Annotated in this window: 16 protein-coding genes and 1 riboswitch; of the genes, 11 read left to right on the forward strand and 5 right to left on the reverse strand. The window is 74.7% G+C overall.

Features of this window, described 5'->3' with window-relative positions:
• Positions 1–54: 54 nt before the first annotated feature.
• The 5 genes from ACQP1P_RS12005 (at position 55) to ACQP1P_RS12025 (ending at position 4,789) form a co-directional block, all read left to right on the forward strand.
• Positions 55–504 carry a MarR family winged helix-turn-helix transcriptional regulator gene (locus tag ACQP1P_RS12005; RefSeq protein ID WP_433085981.1) on the forward strand — a complete coding sequence of 150 codons (450 nt, stop codon included), beginning with the start codon at positions 55–57 and terminating at the stop codon, positions 502–504.
• Positions 501–2,072, forward strand: coding sequence for an MDR family MFS transporter (locus tag ACQP1P_RS12010; RefSeq protein ID WP_433085983.1), 1,572 nt, complete (start codon positions 501–503; stop codon positions 2,070–2,072). The genes ACQP1P_RS12005 and ACQP1P_RS12010 overlap by 4 nt, the downstream gene beginning before the upstream one ends.
• An 85-nt stretch (positions 2,073–2,157) precedes the next feature.
• The gene (locus ACQP1P_RS12015; RefSeq protein ID WP_433085985.1) at positions 2,158–2,922 is read left to right on the forward strand and encodes a phosphodiesterase; all 765 of its coding nucleotides are present in this window, start codon (positions 2,158–2,160) and stop codon (positions 2,920–2,922) included.
• A gap of 122 nt (positions 2,923–3,044) precedes the next feature.
• Positions 3,045–3,482: a hypothetical protein gene (locus ACQP1P_RS12020; RefSeq protein WP_433085987.1), complete on the forward strand. Its 438-nt coding sequence runs from the start codon at positions 3,045–3,047 to the stop codon at positions 3,480–3,482.
• Positions 3,483–3,685: 203 nt separating this feature from the next.
• On the forward strand, positions 3,686–4,789 hold the full coding sequence (locus ACQP1P_RS12025) for a hypothetical protein (RefSeq protein ID WP_433085989.1): 1,104 nt from the start codon (positions 3,686–3,688) through the stop codon (positions 4,787–4,789).
• A 94-nt stretch (positions 4,790–4,883) separates the two neighbouring features.
• Here ACQP1P_RS12025 and ACQP1P_RS12030 read toward each other — a convergent pair whose 3' ends face one another.
• From ACQP1P_RS12030 to ACQP1P_RS12045, 4 genes are all read right to left on the reverse strand, one after another.
• Positions 4,884–5,495, reverse strand: a complete 612-nt coding sequence (locus ACQP1P_RS12030) for a hypothetical protein (protein ID WP_433085991.1) — start codon at positions 5,493–5,495, stop codon at positions 4,884–4,886.
• 251 nt (positions 5,496–5,746) lie between these two features.
• Positions 5,747–6,109, reverse strand: a complete 363-nt coding sequence (locus tag ACQP1P_RS12035) for a hypothetical protein (protein ID WP_433085993.1) — start codon at positions 6,107–6,109, stop codon at positions 5,747–5,749.
• Positions 6,110–6,183: 74 nt separating this feature from the next.
• Complete coding sequence (locus tag ACQP1P_RS12040) at positions 6,184–6,969, reverse strand: hypothetical protein (RefSeq protein WP_433085995.1); 786 nt, start codon at positions 6,967–6,969, stop codon at positions 6,184–6,186.
• Positions 6,970–7,141: 172 nt separating this feature from the next.
• Positions 7,142–8,011 carry a hypothetical protein gene (locus tag ACQP1P_RS12045; protein ID WP_433085997.1) on the reverse strand — a complete coding sequence of 290 codons (870 nt, stop codon included), beginning with the start codon at positions 8,009–8,011 and terminating at the stop codon, positions 7,142–7,144.
• A 102-nt stretch (positions 8,012–8,113) separates the two neighbouring features.
• A riboswitch (cobalamin riboswitch) is annotated at positions 8,114–8,238 on the forward strand.
• A 57-nt stretch (positions 8,239–8,295) separates the two neighbouring features.
• On the opposite strand from ACQP1P_RS12045, the gene ACQP1P_RS12050 reads away from it, so the two are divergent.
• Genes ACQP1P_RS12050 through cobM form a run of 5 tightly spaced genes read left to right on the forward strand, consistent with a single transcriptional unit; the run spans position 8,296 to position 14,581 of the window.
• A complete protein-coding gene (locus tag ACQP1P_RS12050; protein WP_433085999.1) occupies positions 8,296–10,353 on the forward strand; it encodes a VWA domain-containing protein in 2,058 nt (685 codons plus the stop codon).
• A 4-nt stretch (positions 10,354–10,357) separates the two neighbouring features.
• Positions 10,358–10,960, forward strand: a complete 603-nt coding sequence (gene cobO / locus ACQP1P_RS12055) for a cob(I)yrinic acid a,c-diamide adenosyltransferase (protein WP_433086001.1) — start codon at positions 10,358–10,360, stop codon at positions 10,958–10,960.
• A complete protein-coding gene (locus ACQP1P_RS12060) occupies positions 10,954–12,282 on the forward strand; it encodes a cobyrinate a,c-diamide synthase (protein ID WP_433086003.1) in 1,329 nt (442 codons plus the stop codon). The genes cobO and ACQP1P_RS12060 overlap by 7 nt, the downstream gene beginning before the upstream one ends.
• Positions 12,273–13,841, forward strand: a complete 1,569-nt coding sequence (gene cbiE, locus ACQP1P_RS12065) for a precorrin-6y C5,15-methyltransferase (decarboxylating) subunit CbiE (RefSeq protein ID WP_433086005.1) — start codon at positions 12,273–12,275, stop codon at positions 13,839–13,841. The genes ACQP1P_RS12060 and cbiE overlap by 10 nt, the downstream gene beginning before the upstream one ends.
• Entirely contained in the window at positions 13,838–14,581 is a 744-nt protein-coding gene (gene cobM / locus ACQP1P_RS12070; RefSeq protein ID WP_433086007.1) for a precorrin-4 C(11)-methyltransferase, read from the forward strand. Before cbiE ends, cobM begins: the two co-directional genes overlap by 4 nt.
• Positions 14,582–14,587: 6 nt before the next feature.
• Here cobM and ACQP1P_RS12075 read toward each other — a convergent pair whose 3' ends face one another.
• Positions 14,588–15,322 (reverse strand): LamG-like jellyroll fold domain-containing protein, encoded by a 735-nt coding sequence (locus ACQP1P_RS12075; protein WP_433086009.1) that lies wholly within the window; start codon positions 15,320–15,322, stop codon positions 14,588–14,590.
• A gap of 135 nt (positions 15,323–15,457) precedes the next feature.
• Between ACQP1P_RS12075 and ACQP1P_RS12080 the strand changes: the two genes are divergently transcribed.
• Positions 15,458–16,537 (forward strand): hypothetical protein, encoded by a 1,080-nt coding sequence (locus tag ACQP1P_RS12080; RefSeq protein WP_433086011.1) that lies wholly within the window; start codon positions 15,458–15,460, stop codon positions 16,535–16,537.
• Position 16,538 lies beyond the last annotated feature (1 nt).

Below are 16,538 nucleotides of genomic sequence, written 5' to 3' on the forward strand. Positions count from 1 at the left end.
GAGGGCAAGTTTTTTGGATGCTTGTATCAGGCAAGTATTGCGGGAGGGGGCCGAGTGGAGCATGTCGTCGCGCTGCGCGACGGGCTGCGCGAGCTCATGAAGGTCGTGCGGTGCCTGAAGCAGCAGCATCAGGCCGGGCCGGGCATGGTCGCGCCCGGGGTTGCCGGGATGCTCGCGGTGATCGAGCGCCACCCGCGGCTGCACCTCAAGGACCTCGCCGCGGCGTGCGCGCTCGACCAGTCGACCACCAGCCGGGCGGTCAGCGCGTTCGTCCAGGACGGGCTCGTGCGCCGCGTCGCCGACCCGCACGACGGGCGGGCCACATTCCTCGAGCTCACCGACGGGGGCCGCGACGCCCTCGGGAAGGCCGAGGAGCGTTACACCGCCCTGCTCGCCGGCGCCCTGCGGGACTGGACCCCCGCCGAAGCCGAACACTTCGCCGGCCTGCTGCACCGATTTGCGCAGTCGCTGCGCGAGAACCAAACCATGGAGGCAACACGATGAGTCAGACGCACACCGAGGAGCCGATGACCCATCGGCAAGTGCTGGAGGCGCTCAGCGGCCTGCTGCTCGCGCTGTTCGTCGCGATGGTCAGCTCCACGATCGTCTCGACCGCGCTGCCGAAGATCATCGGCGCGCTCAACGGCACGCAGACGCAGTACACCTGGGTCGTCACGGCCACCCTGCTCGCCGCCACGGCGACGACCCCGATCTGGGGCAAGCTCGCGGACCTGTACAGCAAGAAGGTCCTCGTCCAGGTCTCGATCGTGATCTTCGTGCTCGGCTCCATGATCAGTGGCATGGCGCAGAACACCGGTGAGCTCATCGCCGCCCGCGCCTTCCAGGGCATCGGCGTCGGCGGCCTGCAGGCGCTCGTCCAGGTGGTCATCGCCGCGATGATCCCGCCCCGCGAGCGCGGGCGGTACAACGGCTACCTCGGTGGCGTCATGGCCGTCGCGACCGTCGGCGGCCCGCTGCTCGGCGGCGTCATCGTCGACACGTCGTGGCTCGGCTGGCGCTGGTGCTTCTTCGTCGGCGTGCCGGTGGCCGTCCTGGCCCTCGTGGTGCTGCAGAAGACCCTGCACCTGGTGACCGTCAAGCGTGACAACCTCAAGATCGACTATCTGGGCGCCACGCTCATCGCGGCCGGCGTCAGCGTGCTGCTGGTCTGGGTCTCCTTCGTCGACAGCTCGTTCGCATGGGCGTCGTGGCAGACCGCGGCCATGGTCGGCGCCGGTGTGGTGCTGCTCGCGATCGCCGTGTGGGTCGAGTCCCGCGCCGCCGAGCCGGTCGTGCCGCTGAACATCGTCAAGCAGCGCACCACGGCCCTGTCGATCCTCGCGAGCCTCGCGGTCGGCATGGCGATGTTCGGAGGCGCCGTCTTCCTGGGTCAGTACTTCCAGATCGGCCGCGGCTACACCCCGACCGAGGCGGGCCTGCTCACCATCCCGCTCATGGCCGGCGTGCTGCTGTCCTCGATCGTGGTCGGGCAGCTCATCACCCGCACCGGCAAGATCAAGCCCTACATCATCGCGGGCACCCTGGTGCTCGTCGCGGGCTTCGGCGTGCTGTCCACCATCGACCACCAGACCTCGCTGGTCTTCGTGAGCTTCGGGATGCTCCTGGTCGGCGTCGGGGTCGGCATGTCGATGCAGAACCTGGTGCTCGCGGTGCAGAACACCGTACCGCTGAAGGACATCGGCGCCGCCAGCTCGACGGTCGCGTTCTTCCGCTCCCTCGGCGGCACGATCGGCGTGTCGGTCCTCGGCGCCGTCCTGGCCCGCCGGGTCACCGACAACATCACGCACTCGCTCGCGGCCGCCGGCGTCCAGGCCCCGGCCGGCGGCGGCGAGACCTCCAACCTCAACCTGAGCGCCCTGCCGCCCGCGTTCCAGCACATCGTGCGGGCCGCGTACGGCGACGCCACCGGCCACATCTTCCTCATCTCCGCGGCCATCGCGGTGGTGGGCGTGATCGCCGCGGCGTTCATGAAGCCGGCCATGCTGCGCAGCACGCTGGACCTCTCGGCGCAGAAGCCGGCCTCGGACGAGCCGGTCGGCGCCTCCCGGTAGCCGAACGGCCACAAAAGCACGGGCGGGGAAGGCTCACCCCCTGGAGCCTCCCCGCCCGCTCGCGTGCAGGCGCAAAATGGCCGGCATGCCGCTCATCGCGCATCTCAGCGATCCGCACATCACCACCGGCGCCCTGTCCGCCGAGCCCGCCCGCGGGCTCTACCAGGCCCTGACCCGCGTGCTCGCCCTGGAGCCGCGCCCGGACTGCGTCATCGTGACCGGCGACCTCGTCGACCACGGGCGCTCGGACGAGTACGAGGTGCTCAAGGAGCTCATCGGGTCCTTCCCGGTGCCGGTCCACCTCGTCCCCGGCAACCACGACGGCAAGGCCGCGCTGCAGGCCGCGTTCGGCCTCGAGCGGACCTCGTACGTCGCCGAGTACCCGGACTTCAGCGTCGTCGTGCTCGACTCCCTGCGCCCCGAGCTCGGCGACGCCGGCCTCCTCGGCCCCGAGCAGCTCGAATGGCTCGACCACACGCTCGGCCGGCACGGCGGGGCGCCCGCGTTCGTCTGCCTGCACCACCCGCCGGTCCGGGTCGGCATCCCGGGCATGGACGCCATCCGGCTCGTCGACGGGCCCGAGCTCGCCGAGGTGCTGCGCCGCCACCCGCACGTCGTCCGGGTGCTCGCCGGGCACCTGCACCGCGTCGTGACCGCCGGGTTCGCCGGGACCATCCTCAGTGTTGCGCCCAGCACGTACCGTCAGGTGGACCTCGGGATGCGGGAGGGCCGCCCGGTCGGCTTCGTCCCCGAACCGTCCGGGTTCCTGCTGCACCGGCTCGAGGGCAGTGAGTGCGTGACCCATCTGGTGCAGGTGAGCCACACGGGTGCGCCCGTGATCGCGTATTGAGGCCGTTGAGCCGACCGCGCGTGGCACGTTTCCGGGATTTGGGGCCTCGCGGCTGCCCGTACCTTGAATGCAGCAGATGAGCGCACCACCCCATACAGACGCACCCGAGAGGAACCACCCCCATGAGCGAGTACGGCGAGTACGAGGCGGGCCACGAGTACGGCTCCCTGGAGGCGGCCGACGCCGGCCAGGGCCAGGAGCTGGACCACCAGTCGCAGTACGGCATCCTCGAGCAGGACCACCACAGCTACGAGCACGAGGAGTTCGAGCAGCTCAAGCACATCGAGTACACGGACGCGGCGGGCAACCACTACGAGATCACCGAGTACACGCACTACGAGCACACCGAGGTCGAGGACAGCCACACGCTCATGGCCTACGGCCAGGAGAGCACCGGCGAGGCGGGCTTCGGCGAGGCCGACGGCACCGACGCCGGCTTCGGTGAGGCGGGCTTCGGCGAGTCCGGCTTCGGCGCCGCCTCGGCGGGCGCGAGCCTGGAGAGCATCACGTCGCGGCTGCAGAGCTTCCTCGGCAACGGCTTCGACGACGCCAGCGCGTAACCGGCCCCTCTCGGGGTGTGCCAGCGCTCACGGCGCCGGCCGGCGGTCCTCCCGCCGGCCGGCGCCGCGCCGTGTCCGGCCTCACGCCGGCCCGTGAGCACGGCTGCTGAACAGCAACGACATGGTCCAGTGTCATGTGTCAAGCATGTTCGGGACCGGAATTCGGCGGCGGTCCGGCCGCAACCGTCGCAGACTGGGACGCCATGAGCCTCGACGACGACTGGCACTACCTGCCCACCCGGACCCGGGCCGGCGCGCTGCAGCGCGGACTCGGGCGGGGCGCGGTGCGGGCCAGACAGGACCCGGCCGCGCCGGAGCTGGTGTACGCCTGCATCCGCCGCGACCATCGCTGGCTGCCGCTTGACGACCGCGGGGTCTACCTCGCCCGCCTGGTCCGCGACCTGGCGCTGCCGATCGGGCCGATCATCGCCCGGCTCTACACCGCCGACGACGACTGCGGGGAGTTCACGCACGTCCTGCGGGTCGCCGAGGCGCTGGGCCGCGCCGGGTCCGGGGACATGGTCGAGAGTCTGCGGCGGTACGTCCGCATCGGCGCCTACTGGCGCGAGGCCCTCGGCACCATCGCCGCCGCGTGGCCCGCGAACTGGTGGGACGACCTGCTCCCGGTCGCCGCCGACCGCCTCGCCAGTGCCGGCCGCCCGCTGCACCTGCCGCCGGGCGCCCCCTGGGGCGACTGGGCCGGCCGCGACGAGCGCATCCACGCCGCCGTGGCGCACGGGCCCGAGCCGCTGAGCGGGCTCGGCGAGCTGCTCAGCGCCGCCGACGACGTCGGCTGCCTGGCCGAGCCAGCGGTTGACTCGCTGCCGGCCGCCCGGCGGGTCGTGGCCGATCCGGCCTCGGGGCAGTACTGGAGCGCCCTGTGCGTGCTCGCCGAGCGCGGCGACGAGTCCGACGGCCCGGCGCTGCTGGCCGGCCTCGACTGGCTCGACCGGCGCGAGGACGACCTCTGCGGCTACGACCGGCTGGTCGACGGCCTCGCCCGGGTCGGCGGCGACGCGGCCCGCCAGGCGCTGCCCCGCATCCGCTCGTTGTGGTTCAGCCCGCACTCGTACGAACGCGCCGCCTACCTGCGCGCCCGGCTGGAGCTGGAGCCGGACGCGTGCGCGGGCGCGCTGACCGAGGGCCTGTGGGACTGCGAGGCCGACGTGCGCCTCATCGCCGTGCGCCGCGTGCCGCTCGACGAGAAGCTCGAGCGCCGCGTCGCCTACCTGCGCGACGACCCGATCGAGACCCCGGAGGTCCGCGCGGCCGCCGCCGAGCGCCTGACCCTCGAGGCGATGCTCTAGACCGGCACCGGCACCGGCACCGGCACCGGCACCGGCACCGGCACCGGCACCGGAATCGGCACCGGAATCGGAGCCGGAACCGCGGACGGCCGGCTCAGCGCAGCACGACGACGGCGTCCAGGACCCGGCGCAGCGTCGCGGCCGGGTCGGCGTCGGGCCCGTCGACCACCAGCACGCCCACGGCGGCCGCGCCGGAGGTCCAGGCGCACACCGTGTACCCGGACCCGTGGCGGCGCAGCTCGGTGCACGTCGCCCGGCCGCGGTTGGGTCCCGGGTCGGCGTCGGCCGTCGTCCCGCCGCCGGACTCCGGCACGAACCGCAGCGTCCGTTCGCGCAGGGTGCGCAGCAGCGTCGCGTCGTCGGCCCGCTGGACCGCCCGCCCGGTGCCGCCCCAGATCAGCAGGGGCAGTCCGTCGGCGCTGAGGTACGCCGCGCTGAACGGCGCTGCCCCGAGCGCCTCCTGGTCGCCGAGGACGTCCCCGGCCAGCGTGGCGGCGAGCGCCGGGGCGGCCGAGCGGTCCCCGATCCCGGCCGGGGCCGTCAGCGCGACCGACCGCCCGAACACCAGATCGCTCGTGAGCAGCACGAACAGCACCAGCACCGCGCAGCCCGCGATCCCCGCCGCCCACACCGCGGCCCGGCGCGGGTCGGCCGGTACCACGGGCACGGGCGCGAGCGAGTCGAGGTCGAGTTCGTCGCGGCTCACGGCTCGCAACATACGTGACCCGGTCGATGCCCGGGGTCCTGTCGCGTGCGTGACACATCGGCGCAAGTGCGCGCCAAGTCCCCGCCAAGTGCCGCCCCGCATGCTTACCGCAGCAACACCGAAGGGATCGCCGCGACGGGGTCCTCGCACCGCTTACCTCGAGAACACGCTCTCGATATTCATACATATATGAGCCGGCCCCGCGACACTCCTCCCCCCTCGTGTCGCGGGGCTTCTCGTGTGTACGGCGCCTACCTGGCCGTGCCGCAGGTGGCCTGGATGCGCCGGGTCAGCCGGTCGGCGAAGGCGGGGTCGCTGATGACCCGCTGCTGCAACGCGTCGACCTGCGCCGCGGTGAGGTCCGTGTAGACCGGGCGGGACGCGTACGCCGAGGCCATCGCCGAGGGGTCGGTGTACACCTGCGACTGCACCGCGCAGAGGTGCTGCGCGGTCGCGTCGAGGAAGATGGTCTCGCGGCGGTCCTGGGTCAGCGAGGCCGACGGCTTCGGCGCCTGCATCTGCGTCTTGGTCGAGTTCCCGGACTTGCCGCACGCGCAAAGGCCCGCCGTGAGGGCCAGGGTGGCCACGGCGAGCAGGGCACGGGAGCGGATCACGAGCGTTCCCACCTCTCTGTGGACGACGGCGGCGGGCCGGCCGGCGCCGCGCGGGCACCGGCCGGCCCGGGCCGTCAGGCGACGACGAGCGTCAGGTCGTTCGAGTCGGTCGTGCTGCCGTAGGAGAGCCTGACGGTGAGCTTGTAGGTGCCGGCGGCCGCGTTGGTGGCGTCGAACTTGACGGCGGCGAAGTCGTCGGTGCCGACGGCCAGGCCGGTGCCCTTGTTCAGGGCGGTGTAGGCGCGGTCGGCCGGGTAGGACACGACCAGGCCGCTCGGCGCGCCCGCGACCGTGATCCGCAGGTCGTCAACGCCGGCCTTGCGGGACTGGAAGACCAGCTGCGACCAGACCGGGGTCGCCTTGGGCACGGTCACGAGGGTCGTCTTCTGCACCACGGCGTCGCCGGTGACCGAGACGACCGGGAGCGTGGCGGTGACGGAGCCGGAGCGCGGGGTGCCGGTGCAGGACGCCGCCCCGTCGGCCTTCGTGGTGTAGGTGTAGTCGAGCTTGAGCGGGACGAGCGCGAGCGGGCTGGTGGGTGAGAGCGAGACGTTGAACGCGGCGTAGTCCACGTGGCCCTTGGCCAGCGAGTCGCCCTTCGACAGCGACGAGTAGGTCGCGGTGTTGGCCGGGTACCGCACCGTCACGCCGGCGCCGCTCGCGGTCACCTTCACGTCGCAGATGTCGCTGGTGGCGGCCCACATGGTGCCCAGCCACCCCGTCTGGCCCGGCAGCATCGGCGCCAGCACCGGCACCACCAGCCCGAAGTCCGGCGTCGCCGCGGAGGCCGGGGCCGCCGCGGGAAGGACGGCGGCCGCGCCGGCGGCACAGGCGAGGGCGATGGAGGCGGTACGGCGCATCGGAGGGGTCCTTCCCATGACGACTGCTGTCGACCGGCTGATCGGCCGCGGGCGGGGCGGGTTGAGGCCGGCCGTGGTTCACCTCCGGTCGGGCCGGGGTCGATTCGGGTTCCCTGGACCTCTAGCCGCTCAGTTCTCCTGGCCGCTCAGGTCTCCTAGCCGCTCAGGTCTCCTAGCCGCTCAGGGCGACCCAGGACTCGTACTGGTGCACCGCGATGCCCGCGAACGCCGGGTACCGCTGGGCGGCGGAGTCGACCGCGGCCAGGGTCCTGCGCAGCTGACCGGCGGTGGTGCCGTGGAAGCTGCAGTACGCGCAGTCGCCCAGGGCCTGCGTCTCCGCGCCCAGGCGCGCCGGCTTGGCGACCCGGCCGGCCCGCCGCAGCAGGTCGTCGGCGACCCCGACCATCGAGTTGGCGCCGGTGGCGGTGGTGCGGTAGCTCATCACCGTGACGCCGGAGACGCGGGCGAGCACGGCGTCGGCCAGGTTCACCCCGCCGGCGAGGGTCACGGTCGGCAGCCAGAAGGGCACGTCGGCCTCGAGCGGCAGGTCCGTGGCCGCGGCCGTCTCGTCGAGCAGTGCCAGATACCGCGGTACCAGTGATGCCTGGTCCCGGCCCCAGGAGGGCAGCAGGTAGGGCTCGACGTCCAGGTGCAGCCCGTGGAACAGGCCCGTGGCCGCGGCGCCCTCGGCCCAGGCCAGCGCGGTGGCGTGGTCGGTCGTCCAGCCGGGCTCCCCGCCGAGCGCGTCGAGCATGATGCCGGCCGCGTCGCACAGCTCCCGCAGGCGCCGCAGCCGTGGGGTGTCGCCGGCGCGCGGATCGTAGTACGCGAACAGCGCTCGCACCCCGTTGGCCGCGGCCCAGTCCACGACCGGCCCGGGATCGTCGTGCTCCCACAGCCACATCGCCCGCGTGCCCGGCGGCGCCACCGAGGTCTCCGGGGCCAGCCCCGGCAGCCGCGGCGGCGTGGCGGCGATCAGGGCGACCGCCACGAGGAGCCCGCACAGCAGGGTCTGCGCGGCCGAATCCAGGACGCGCCGCATGCCCGTCCCATCGGCCGGCCGGCGCGGATCGTGAGGGTCACACCGCGCCACGTTGACGTGCCGGTCGCCGGTGGGACACGATGGCGGGCGAGCGGTATGCGGAGGAACCCGGTGCGAGTCCGGGACGGTCCCGCCACTGTGACCGGGGAGTCGCACCTCAGCACGGACCACGGCCGGCGACGGCCGGGGCGGGCGAGGGGCGGCGCGGAACCGGCAGTCAGGAGACTCCGGCCGCTCGCAACAGCCGCCTCGCGGGCGCGGACCCGCCGAAGGGAAGAGTGCCCGTGACCCCGCCGTATCCGTTCTCGGCCGTCGTCGGCCTGGCCGACCTGCGCCTCGCGCTGCTGCTCACGGCGGTCTCGCCGGCCATCGGCGGGGTGCTCGTCCGCGGCGAGAAGGGCACCGCCAAGTCCACCGTCGTGCGGGCCCTGGCCGCGCTGCTGCCCGAGGTCGAGGTCGTCGCCGGCTGCCGCTTCGCCTGCGACCCGGCCGCGCCCGACCCCGAGTGCCCGGACGGCCCGCACACGCCCGGGGCGGGCGCCCACCGCCGCCGCTCCGCCCTGGTCGAGCTGCCCGTCGGGGCCACCGAGGACCGGGTCGTGGGCACCCTGGACCTGCAGCGGGCCCTCGGCGACGGGGTCAAGGCCTACGAGCCGGGCCTGCTCGCCGCCGCGCACCGCGGGGTCCTCTACGTCGACGAGGTCAACCTGCTGCCCGACCACCTCGTCGACCTGCTGCTCGACGCCGCCGCCATGGGCCGCGCGCACGTCGAGCGCGACGGCGTGTCGGTCAAGCACGCGGCCCGCTTTCTGCTCGTGGGCACCATGAACCCCGAGGAGGGCGAGCCCCGGCCGCAGCTCGTGGACCGCTTCGGGCTCGTCGTCGGGGTCGCGGCGCCCCAGGAGGCCGCGCCGCGGGCCGAGGTCGTGCGGCGGCGGCTGGCGTACGAGGCCGACCCCTCGTCCTTCGCCGAGCGCTACGTGGCCGAGGACGCCGCCCTGGCCGCGCGGATCGTCAGCGCCCGGGCCCGGCTCGGGGCGGTGGCCCTGCCCGACGCGCAGCTCGACCGGATCGCGCGGATCTGCCTGGCGTACCGCGTCGACGGCCTCCGGGCCGACATCGTGGTGGCCCGCACGGCGGTCGCGCTCGCGGCCTGGCACGGGCGGACCGTGGTCACGAAGGCGGACGTGCGCGACGCGGCCCGGCTGGCGCTGCCGCACCGGCGCCGGCGCGACCCGCTCGACCCGCCGGGGGCCGACCGCGACCGCCTCGAAGAGGTGCTCGAGCAGGAGACCGGGCCGGACGAGGACCCGCCGCCCGGCGACGGCGGCCCGCCCCCGGACGATGGCCCGGTTCCGCCGAGCCCGACGGATATTTCGGCAATGTCCGTCTCGCCGGACGGGCCCGGTGAGTCGCCCGGATCGGAGCGCGCCGGGGGTCCGCCGCCACCGGTCGCGCCCGAGCAGCGTCCGCCCGCCGAGCCGAATGATGGTTCCGTTACCGACAAATCCGATTCGCGGGGCGAATCGGACGTATCGGACGCGGCGGACGCGGCGGACGCGGCGGGGGACAGCGTCGGGGCGCCGGGGCAGCTCGCCTTCGCCGGGGTGCCGTACAAGCCGAAGCTCCTCAGCATCGCCGGCCGGGCGAACCGCGAGGCGGGGGCTCACGCCGGCCGCCGCTCGCCGGCCCTGTCCCGCCACGGCCGCGTGGTGCGCTCCCGCGCCCCGCTCGGCGGCAAGCTCACGAGCATCCACGTGCCCGACACCATCCGCGCCGCCGCGCTGCGCGGGTCGAGCCGCGCCGAGGCCCGCGACGTGCGCGAGGCGGTCAAGGTCGGCCGCGAGGCGAACCTGGTGCTCTTCGTCGTCGACGCGTCCGGCTCCATGGCCGCCCGGCAACGTATGGGCGTGGTCAAGACGGCGATCCTGTCGCTGCTGCGCGACGCGTACCAGCGCCGGGACAAGGTCGGCATGGTCTCCTTCCGCGGCCACGACGCCACGCTGGTGCTGGAGCCGACCGCGAGCCACGAGGTCGGCGTGGTGCGCCTGGCCGAGCTGCGCACCGGGGGCCGCACGCCCCTGGCCGCCGGGCTGCGCCAGGCCGCGCGCACCCTGCACGGCGAGCGCCGCCGCGACGCCCGCCGCCGCCCGCTGCTCGTGGTCGTCACCGACGGGCGCTCGACCAGCGGGCCGGACCCGCTGAGCGTCGTACCGCTGCTGCACGGCGTCCCCGCGGTCGTGGTCGACTGCGAGCAGGGCCCGATCCGCCTCGGCCTCGCCCGCCGCCTGGCCGGGGCCCTGGACGCCTCCTGCATTCCACTCGCGAGCCTGGGAGCCTAGACAGATGCCGCAGGGCAAGGTCGAGAACGTGCCCGACGACGGGCTCACCACCCGCCAGCGCCGCCGCCAGCACGTGCTGGCCGTGCACACCGGGCAGGGCAAGGGCAAGTCCACCGCCGCGTTCGGCATGGCCCTGCGCGCGTGGAGCGCCGGCTGGCCCATCGCCGTGTTCCAGTTCGTGAAGAGCCCGAAGTGGAAGGTCGGCGAGGAGACCGCCCTGCGCGCGCTCGGCGCGACCGGCCAGGGCGGCAGCGTGGTGTGGCACAAGATGGGCGAGGGCTGGTCGTGGATCCAGCGGCCCGGCACCGAGCGCGACCACGCCGCCGAGGCGGCCGAGGGCTGGGCCCAGATCAAGCGCGACCTGGCCGCGGAGGCGTACCGCTTCTACGTGCTCGACGAGTTCACGTACCCGATCAAGTGGGGCTGGGTCGACATCGCCGACGTCGTGGAGACCCTGCGCGAGCGGCCCGGCAACCAGCACGTGGTCGTCACCGGCCGCGACGCGCACCCCGACCTGGTCGAGCTGGCCGACCTGGTGACCGACATGACGAAGGTCAAGCACCCGATGGACGCCGGGCGAAAAGGCCAGCAGGGCATCGAGTGGTAGCGCGGCTCGTCATCGCGGCCCCCGCCTCCGGCCACGGCAAGACCACCGTCGCGACCGGCCTGCTGGCCGCGTTCGCCGCGCGGGGCGAGCGCGTGGCGCCGTTCAAGGTGGGGCCGGACTACATCGACCCCGGCTACCACGCCCTGGCCGCCGGCCGCCCGGGCCGCAACCTCGACCCGGTGCTCGTCGGCGAGGATCTCGTCGGGCCGCTGTTCGCGCACGGCTCGGCGGGCACCGACCTGGCCGTGATCGAGGGCGTCATGGGCCTCTACGACGGGCGCACCGGGGCCGGCGAGTTCGGCTCCACCGCGCACGTGGCCCGGCTGCTCGCCGCGCCCGTCGTCCTCGTCGTCGACGCGACCGCGCAGGCGCGCTCTGTGGCCGCGCTCATCCACGGCTTCCGCACCTTCGGCGACGGCATCCACATCGCCGGCGCGATCCTCAACCGCGTCGGCTCCGACCGCCACGAGCAGATCCTGCGGGACGCCTGCGCCGAGGTCGGCACGCCGGTGCTGGGCGTCCTGCGCCGCCACGACGCCGTCGCCGCCCCGTCGCGCCACCTCGGCCTGGTGCCGGTGGTGGAGCGGTCGGCGGAGGCGGCCGCGTCGGTCGCGGCCCTGGCCGGGCTCGTGGCCGCGAGCGTGGACCTGGACGCGGTGCTGGCCGTGGCCCGCGCCGCCCCGCCGCTGTCCGCGCCGCCGTGGACGCCGGCCGTCGCCGAGCCCGTTGCCGGGGCGCCGGTCGTGGCGGTCGCGGGCGGCCCCGCGTTCTCGTTCGGCTACGCCGAGACCGTCGAGCTGCTCGCCGCGGCCGGCGCTCAGGTGTCCACAGTGGACCCGCTGCGGGACGAGGCCCTGCCCGCCGGCGCCCGGGCGCTCGTCGTGGGCGGTGGTTTTCCGGAGGTGTACGCCGAGCAGCTCTGCGCCAACGAGCCGCTCCGCCGCGAGGTGGCCGCCCTGGCCGCGTCCGGGGGCGCGATCGCGGCCGAGTGCGCGGGCCTGCTCTGGCTCTGCCGCACCCTCGACGGCCGCCCGATGTGCGGGGTCCTGGACGCCGAGGCGGTCATGACGCCCTCGCTCACGCTGGGCTACCGCGACGCCGTGGCCCTGTCCGACAGCGTCCTCGCCCCGGCCGGCACGCGCGTGACCGGCCACGAGTTCCACCGCACGCGCGTCACCCCGGCGGCCGGCGCGGCCCCGGCCTGGGCGTGGCGCGAGGGCCGCGACGGCTTCGTGTCCGGCGCCGTGCACGCCTCCTACCTGCACCTGCACTGGGCCGGCCACCCCGGCTTCGCGCACCGCCTGGTGGCGTCGTGCGTCTAGTGCTCGGCCTCGGCGCCCGCCCGTCGACGGACCCGGCGGAGGTGCTCGCGCTCCTGCGCGAGTCACTGTCCGGCGAGTCACTGTCCGGCGAGTCATTGTCCGGCGAGTCATTGCCCGGCGAGTCACTGTCCACACTGGACGACATCGGCGCGGTGGCCACCGTGGACGCCCGCCGCGACCTGGCCGAGTCGGTGGCCGCCGAGCTCGGGTGCGCGGTGGTCTCCTTCTCGCCCGGGCAGCTGGCGGCCGTGGCGGTGCCGTCGCCCTCGGCGCGCGTGTCGCAGGCCCTCGGCACCCCCAGCGTCGCCGAGGCGGCCGCCCTGCTCGCCGTGGCCGGCCCCGCGGTGCTCACCGTGGGCAAGCGTTCCTCGCCGGGCGCCACGATCGCCGTCGCCGCGCCGGCGCCCGATGTCGTCGTCGTGGGCATCGGGGCCGGCGGGGAGCTGAGCGCGAAGGGCGCGGCCGCGCTGCGGGACGCCGAGGTCGTGTTCGGCGGCCCGCGCCAGCTCGACCTGCTCGCCGGCGTGGGCGCCGAGCGGGTCGCGTGGCCGTCGCCGCTCGTGCCCGCCCTGCCCGGGCTCCTGGCCGGGCGGCACGGGCGGCGCGTCTGCGTGCTCGCCAGCGGCGACCCGATGCACCACGGGATCGGTACCACGCTGGTGCGCCTGCTCGGCCCCGCCCACGTCACCGTGATCCCGCACCCGTCCTCGGTGTCCCTCGCCTGCGCGCGGCTCGGCTGGGCGGTCGAGGACACCGACGTCGTGCGCGACGCCGCCCTCGTGCGCCGGTTCCTGCACGACGGCCGCCGGGTGCTCGTGCTCTCGGCCGGGCGGCAGACGCCCGCGGAGGTCTGGCGCATCCTGGAGGAGACCGGGTTCGCGGACAGCGACGTCACGATCCTCGAGGACCTCGGGGCGCCGGACGAGCGGGTCCACCACGACCCGGCCGCGGCGCGCCCGCTGAACATCGTGGCGGTCGAGGCGCGCGGCGGCACCGGGATCGCCGTGGTGCCGGGGATCGACGACGGGCGGTACGACTCCGACGGCCAGCTCACCAAGCGCGAGATCCGGGCCGTCACGCTCGCCGCGCTGGGGCCGCGCCCGGGGGAGCTGCTGTGGGACGTGGGCGCCGGCTCGGGCAGCATCGGCATCGAGTGGATGCGCGCCCACCGGGCCTGCCGCGCGGTCGCCTTCGAGCGCGACGAGGCCCGGGCCGGGCGCATCCGGCGCAACGCCGAGACGTTCGGGGTGCCCGGGCTGCGGCTCGTGCTCGGCTCCGCCCCCGAGGCCCTGGCCGGGCAGCCCCGGCCGGACGCGATCTTCATCGGCGGCGGGTTCACGGCCCCGGGCGTGTTCGACGCGTGCTGGAGCGCGCTGCGCCCCGGCGGCCGGCTCGTCGTCAACGCGGTCACCATCGAGTCGGAGCGGCTGGTGGCGGAGCTGCAGCAGCGGTACGGCGGGGAGCTCACCCGCATCGCGGTGAACCGCGCCGCGCCCGTCGGAGGGTTCCTGGGGTGGCGGCCGATGCTCCCCGTGACGCAGTGGGTGGTGCACACGTGACCGTGTACTTCATCGGGGCCGGCCCGGGCGCGGCCGACCTCATCACCGTGCGCGGCCGCGACCGCCTGGCCGCGGCGCCGGTGTGCCTCTACGCGGGCAGTCTCGTGCCGGTCGAGCTGCTGGAGTGCTGCCCGCCCGGCGCCCGCCTCGTCGACACCGCGAACCTCGACCTCGACCGGATCGTGGCCGAGATCGTCGCCGCGCACGAGCGGGGGCTCGACGTGGCCCGGCTGCACTCCGGCGACCCGTCGGTGTTCAGCGCGATGGCCGAGCAGCTGCGCCGGCTGGACGCGGCCGGCGTGCCCTACGAGATCGTCCCCGGCGTGCCCGCGTTCGCGGCCGCGGCGGCGTCGCTCGGCCGCGAGCTGACCGTCCCCGGCGTCGCCCAGTCGGTGATCCTGACCCGCACCGCCGCCCGGGCGACCCCGATGCCGCCCGGCGAGGACCTGGCCACGCTCGCCGCCAGCGGTGCGACGCTCGTGCTGCACCTGGCCGTCCAGCGCGTCGACGTCCTCGCCCCCGAGCTGGCCTCGTACTACGGCCCGCACTGCCCGGCCGCCGTGGTCGCCTGCGCGAGCCGCGCCGACGAGGTGATCCTGCGCGGCACCCTGTCGGACATCGCCGAGCAGGTCCGCGCGGCCGGCATCAGGCGCACCGCGGTCATCATCGTCGGCCCGGCGCTGGCCGCCTCGGAGTTCCCCGACAGCCACCTGTACTCCACCAGCCGCCACCGGGACTAGCCGGGACTAGCCGAGGGCGATCCACACGTCGTCGAGGGTGCCGTGGAACTGGTCGTTGTCGGCGCCGTCGCCCTTGCCGCCGATGCTCAGCGGCACGGTGTTGGTGATGCTCAGCGTGGCCGGGATGGCGAGCGTGGCGTGCACGGCCCCGTCCACCAGCAGGGTCAGCTCCGTGCCGGCGCGGCGGCACTCGAGCGTGTGCCACGTGCCGTCGGCGATCGAGACGTCGGAGCGCGCGACGTGGATGCCGCGCACGACGTTGTCGGACACGACGCAGCTGGGCCGGCCCGCCCTGCCGTCGACCTGGAGCTTGTACTGCCCGCCCGAGGCCGAGTACCCCTTCTGCAGGATGTTCTCGCCCGAGCCGGTCTGGCCCTTGGCCAGCAGCACCGTCGCGCCGAAGCGGATCGGGTTCGCGCCCGGGTTGAGCTCGGGCGCGTCCGGCGCCTGCAGCACCGCGCGCGGGCACTTCCCGCCGCTGCACTTGGCCGGGAACACGGCCGCGCGCCCGGTGCCGCGCGCCGACAGCTTCACCTTGCCCCCGTGGCCGGCGGACGGCTTCAGCGTGTGGCCGTGCCCGGAGAGGTCGGCGACGGTGGCGCCCTTCTGGGCCGTGTCGAAGTCGTAGCGTGCGATGACGACCGGCTCGCCGGTGGCCGGACTCGCGATCGCCCCCGAGCCCAGCAGCGGCAGCGCGGCGATCCCGGCCGCCAGCCCGGCCAGATTCCCCCATGTCTTCATGTCCGAAATGTTCCATATTTGCGGGACGCGAAACGTCGCATTCCACCAACGAGTCGGTTACTGTATGCGTCTGTTCGTACGACCCACGGTCATCTGGTCGTCTCGCCCGGCATCGGCTCTGTCAGACTGGGACGCGTGCGACGGGCGGCGGTGATCGGGGCGGTTGTCCTGTGCGCCGTGGCCGCTCCCGCGCCGGCGTTCGCCCGGCCCGAAGGGGCCAGGGAGGCGTGCCGCATCACCGACCCGGCGGTCACCGAGGCGTCCGGCCTCGCCGCGCTGCCCGGCGGCGGGTACCTCGTGGAGAACGACTCCAACCCCGAGCCGAGGAAGACCCGCTTGTTCTACCTGGGCCCGGACTGCAAGGTGACCCGCAGCGTGGGCTACCCGACGACGGCCCGCGACCCCGAGGACCTCGCCGTGGGCCGCGACGGCACGGTGTGGATCGCCGACATCGGCGACAACAGCCCGCTCACCGGCGGCTCCGGCAAGCGCCGCGACACGATCGCGTTGTGGACGCTCGCGCCCGGGGCGAAGAGCATGAAGATCCATCGGCTGCGGTACCCCGACGGGACCCCGCGGGACGCCGAGGCGCTGATGATCGACGGGTCGGGCCGCCCGGTCATCGTCACCAAGGACCCCAGCGGCCAGGTGTTCCGGCTCGACACCCCGCTGCCGACGGACAACGCCGAGGGGGCCCCGCTGACCGCCGTCGGCCGCTTCGAGGCCACGCACACCGGCACCAGCAACCCGTTCGGCTTCCTCGGCGACGGGTTCGTCACCGGCGCGGCCGTCTCGCCCGACGGCACCCGGGCGGTCGTGCGCACCTACGCCGACGCCTACGAGTTCGACGTGCCCGACGGTGACGTGGCCAAGGCGATCACCACCGGCACGCCGAGGGTCACCCCGCTGCCGGACGAGCCGCAGGGCGAGGCGATCGCGTACACGCCGGACGGCCGGGACTTCCTCACCGTGTCCGACCAGCCGGGGCCGGTGAGCATCCTGCGGTACACCGTGCGGCGCCCGGAGCCGTCGCCCTCGCCGGTCGCGTCGAGCCCGGCCGCGGCCCCGAAGCCGGGCCCGGGCGCCGCGGCGGGCGCCGGTCCGGACAAGCGGGGCAAGGTGGCGCTGCTCACCGGGGCCTTCGTGGTGGTGACGATCGGCCTGGTCGCGGGGGTGGCCCGGCGGGCGCGGCGGCGATCGAGCGGCCCGGTGTGAC

The organism is Dactylosporangium sp. CA-052675 (assembly GCF_050947935.1).
Classification (GTDB): domain Bacteria; phylum Actinomycetota; class Actinomycetes; order Mycobacteriales; family Micromonosporaceae; genus Dactylosporangium.

Excerpts from the sequence above, each read along its gene's own strand:
- ACQP1P_RS12045 (WP_433085997.1), bottom strand. The coding sequence starts at position 8,011 with ATGCGGCGCGTCCTGGATTCGGCCGCGCAGACCCTGCTGTGCGGGCTC.
- ACQP1P_RS12020 (WP_433085987.1), top strand. The coding sequence starts at position 3,045 with ATGAGCGAGTACGGCGAGTACGAGGCGGGCCACGAGTACGGCTCCCTG.
- cobO (WP_433086001.1), top strand. The coding sequence starts at position 10,358 with ATGCCGCAGGGCAAGGTCGAGAACGTGCCCGACGACGGGCTCACCACC.
- ACQP1P_RS12040 (WP_433085995.1), bottom strand. The coding sequence starts at position 6,969 with ATGCGCCGTACCGCCTCCATCGCCCTCGCCTGTGCCGCCGGCGCGGCC.
- ACQP1P_RS12075 (WP_433086009.1), bottom strand. The coding sequence starts at position 15,322 with ATGAAGACATGGGGGAATCTGGCCGGGCTGGCGGCCGGGATCGCCGCG.
- ACQP1P_RS12015 (WP_433085985.1), top strand. The coding sequence starts at position 2,158 with ATGCCGCTCATCGCGCATCTCAGCGATCCGCACATCACCACCGGCGCC.
- ACQP1P_RS12025 (WP_433085989.1), top strand. The coding sequence starts at position 3,686 with ATGAGCCTCGACGACGACTGGCACTACCTGCCCACCCGGACCCGGGCC.
- ACQP1P_RS12010 (WP_433085983.1), top strand. The coding sequence starts at position 501 with ATGAGTCAGACGCACACCGAGGAGCCGATGACCCATCGGCAAGTGCTG.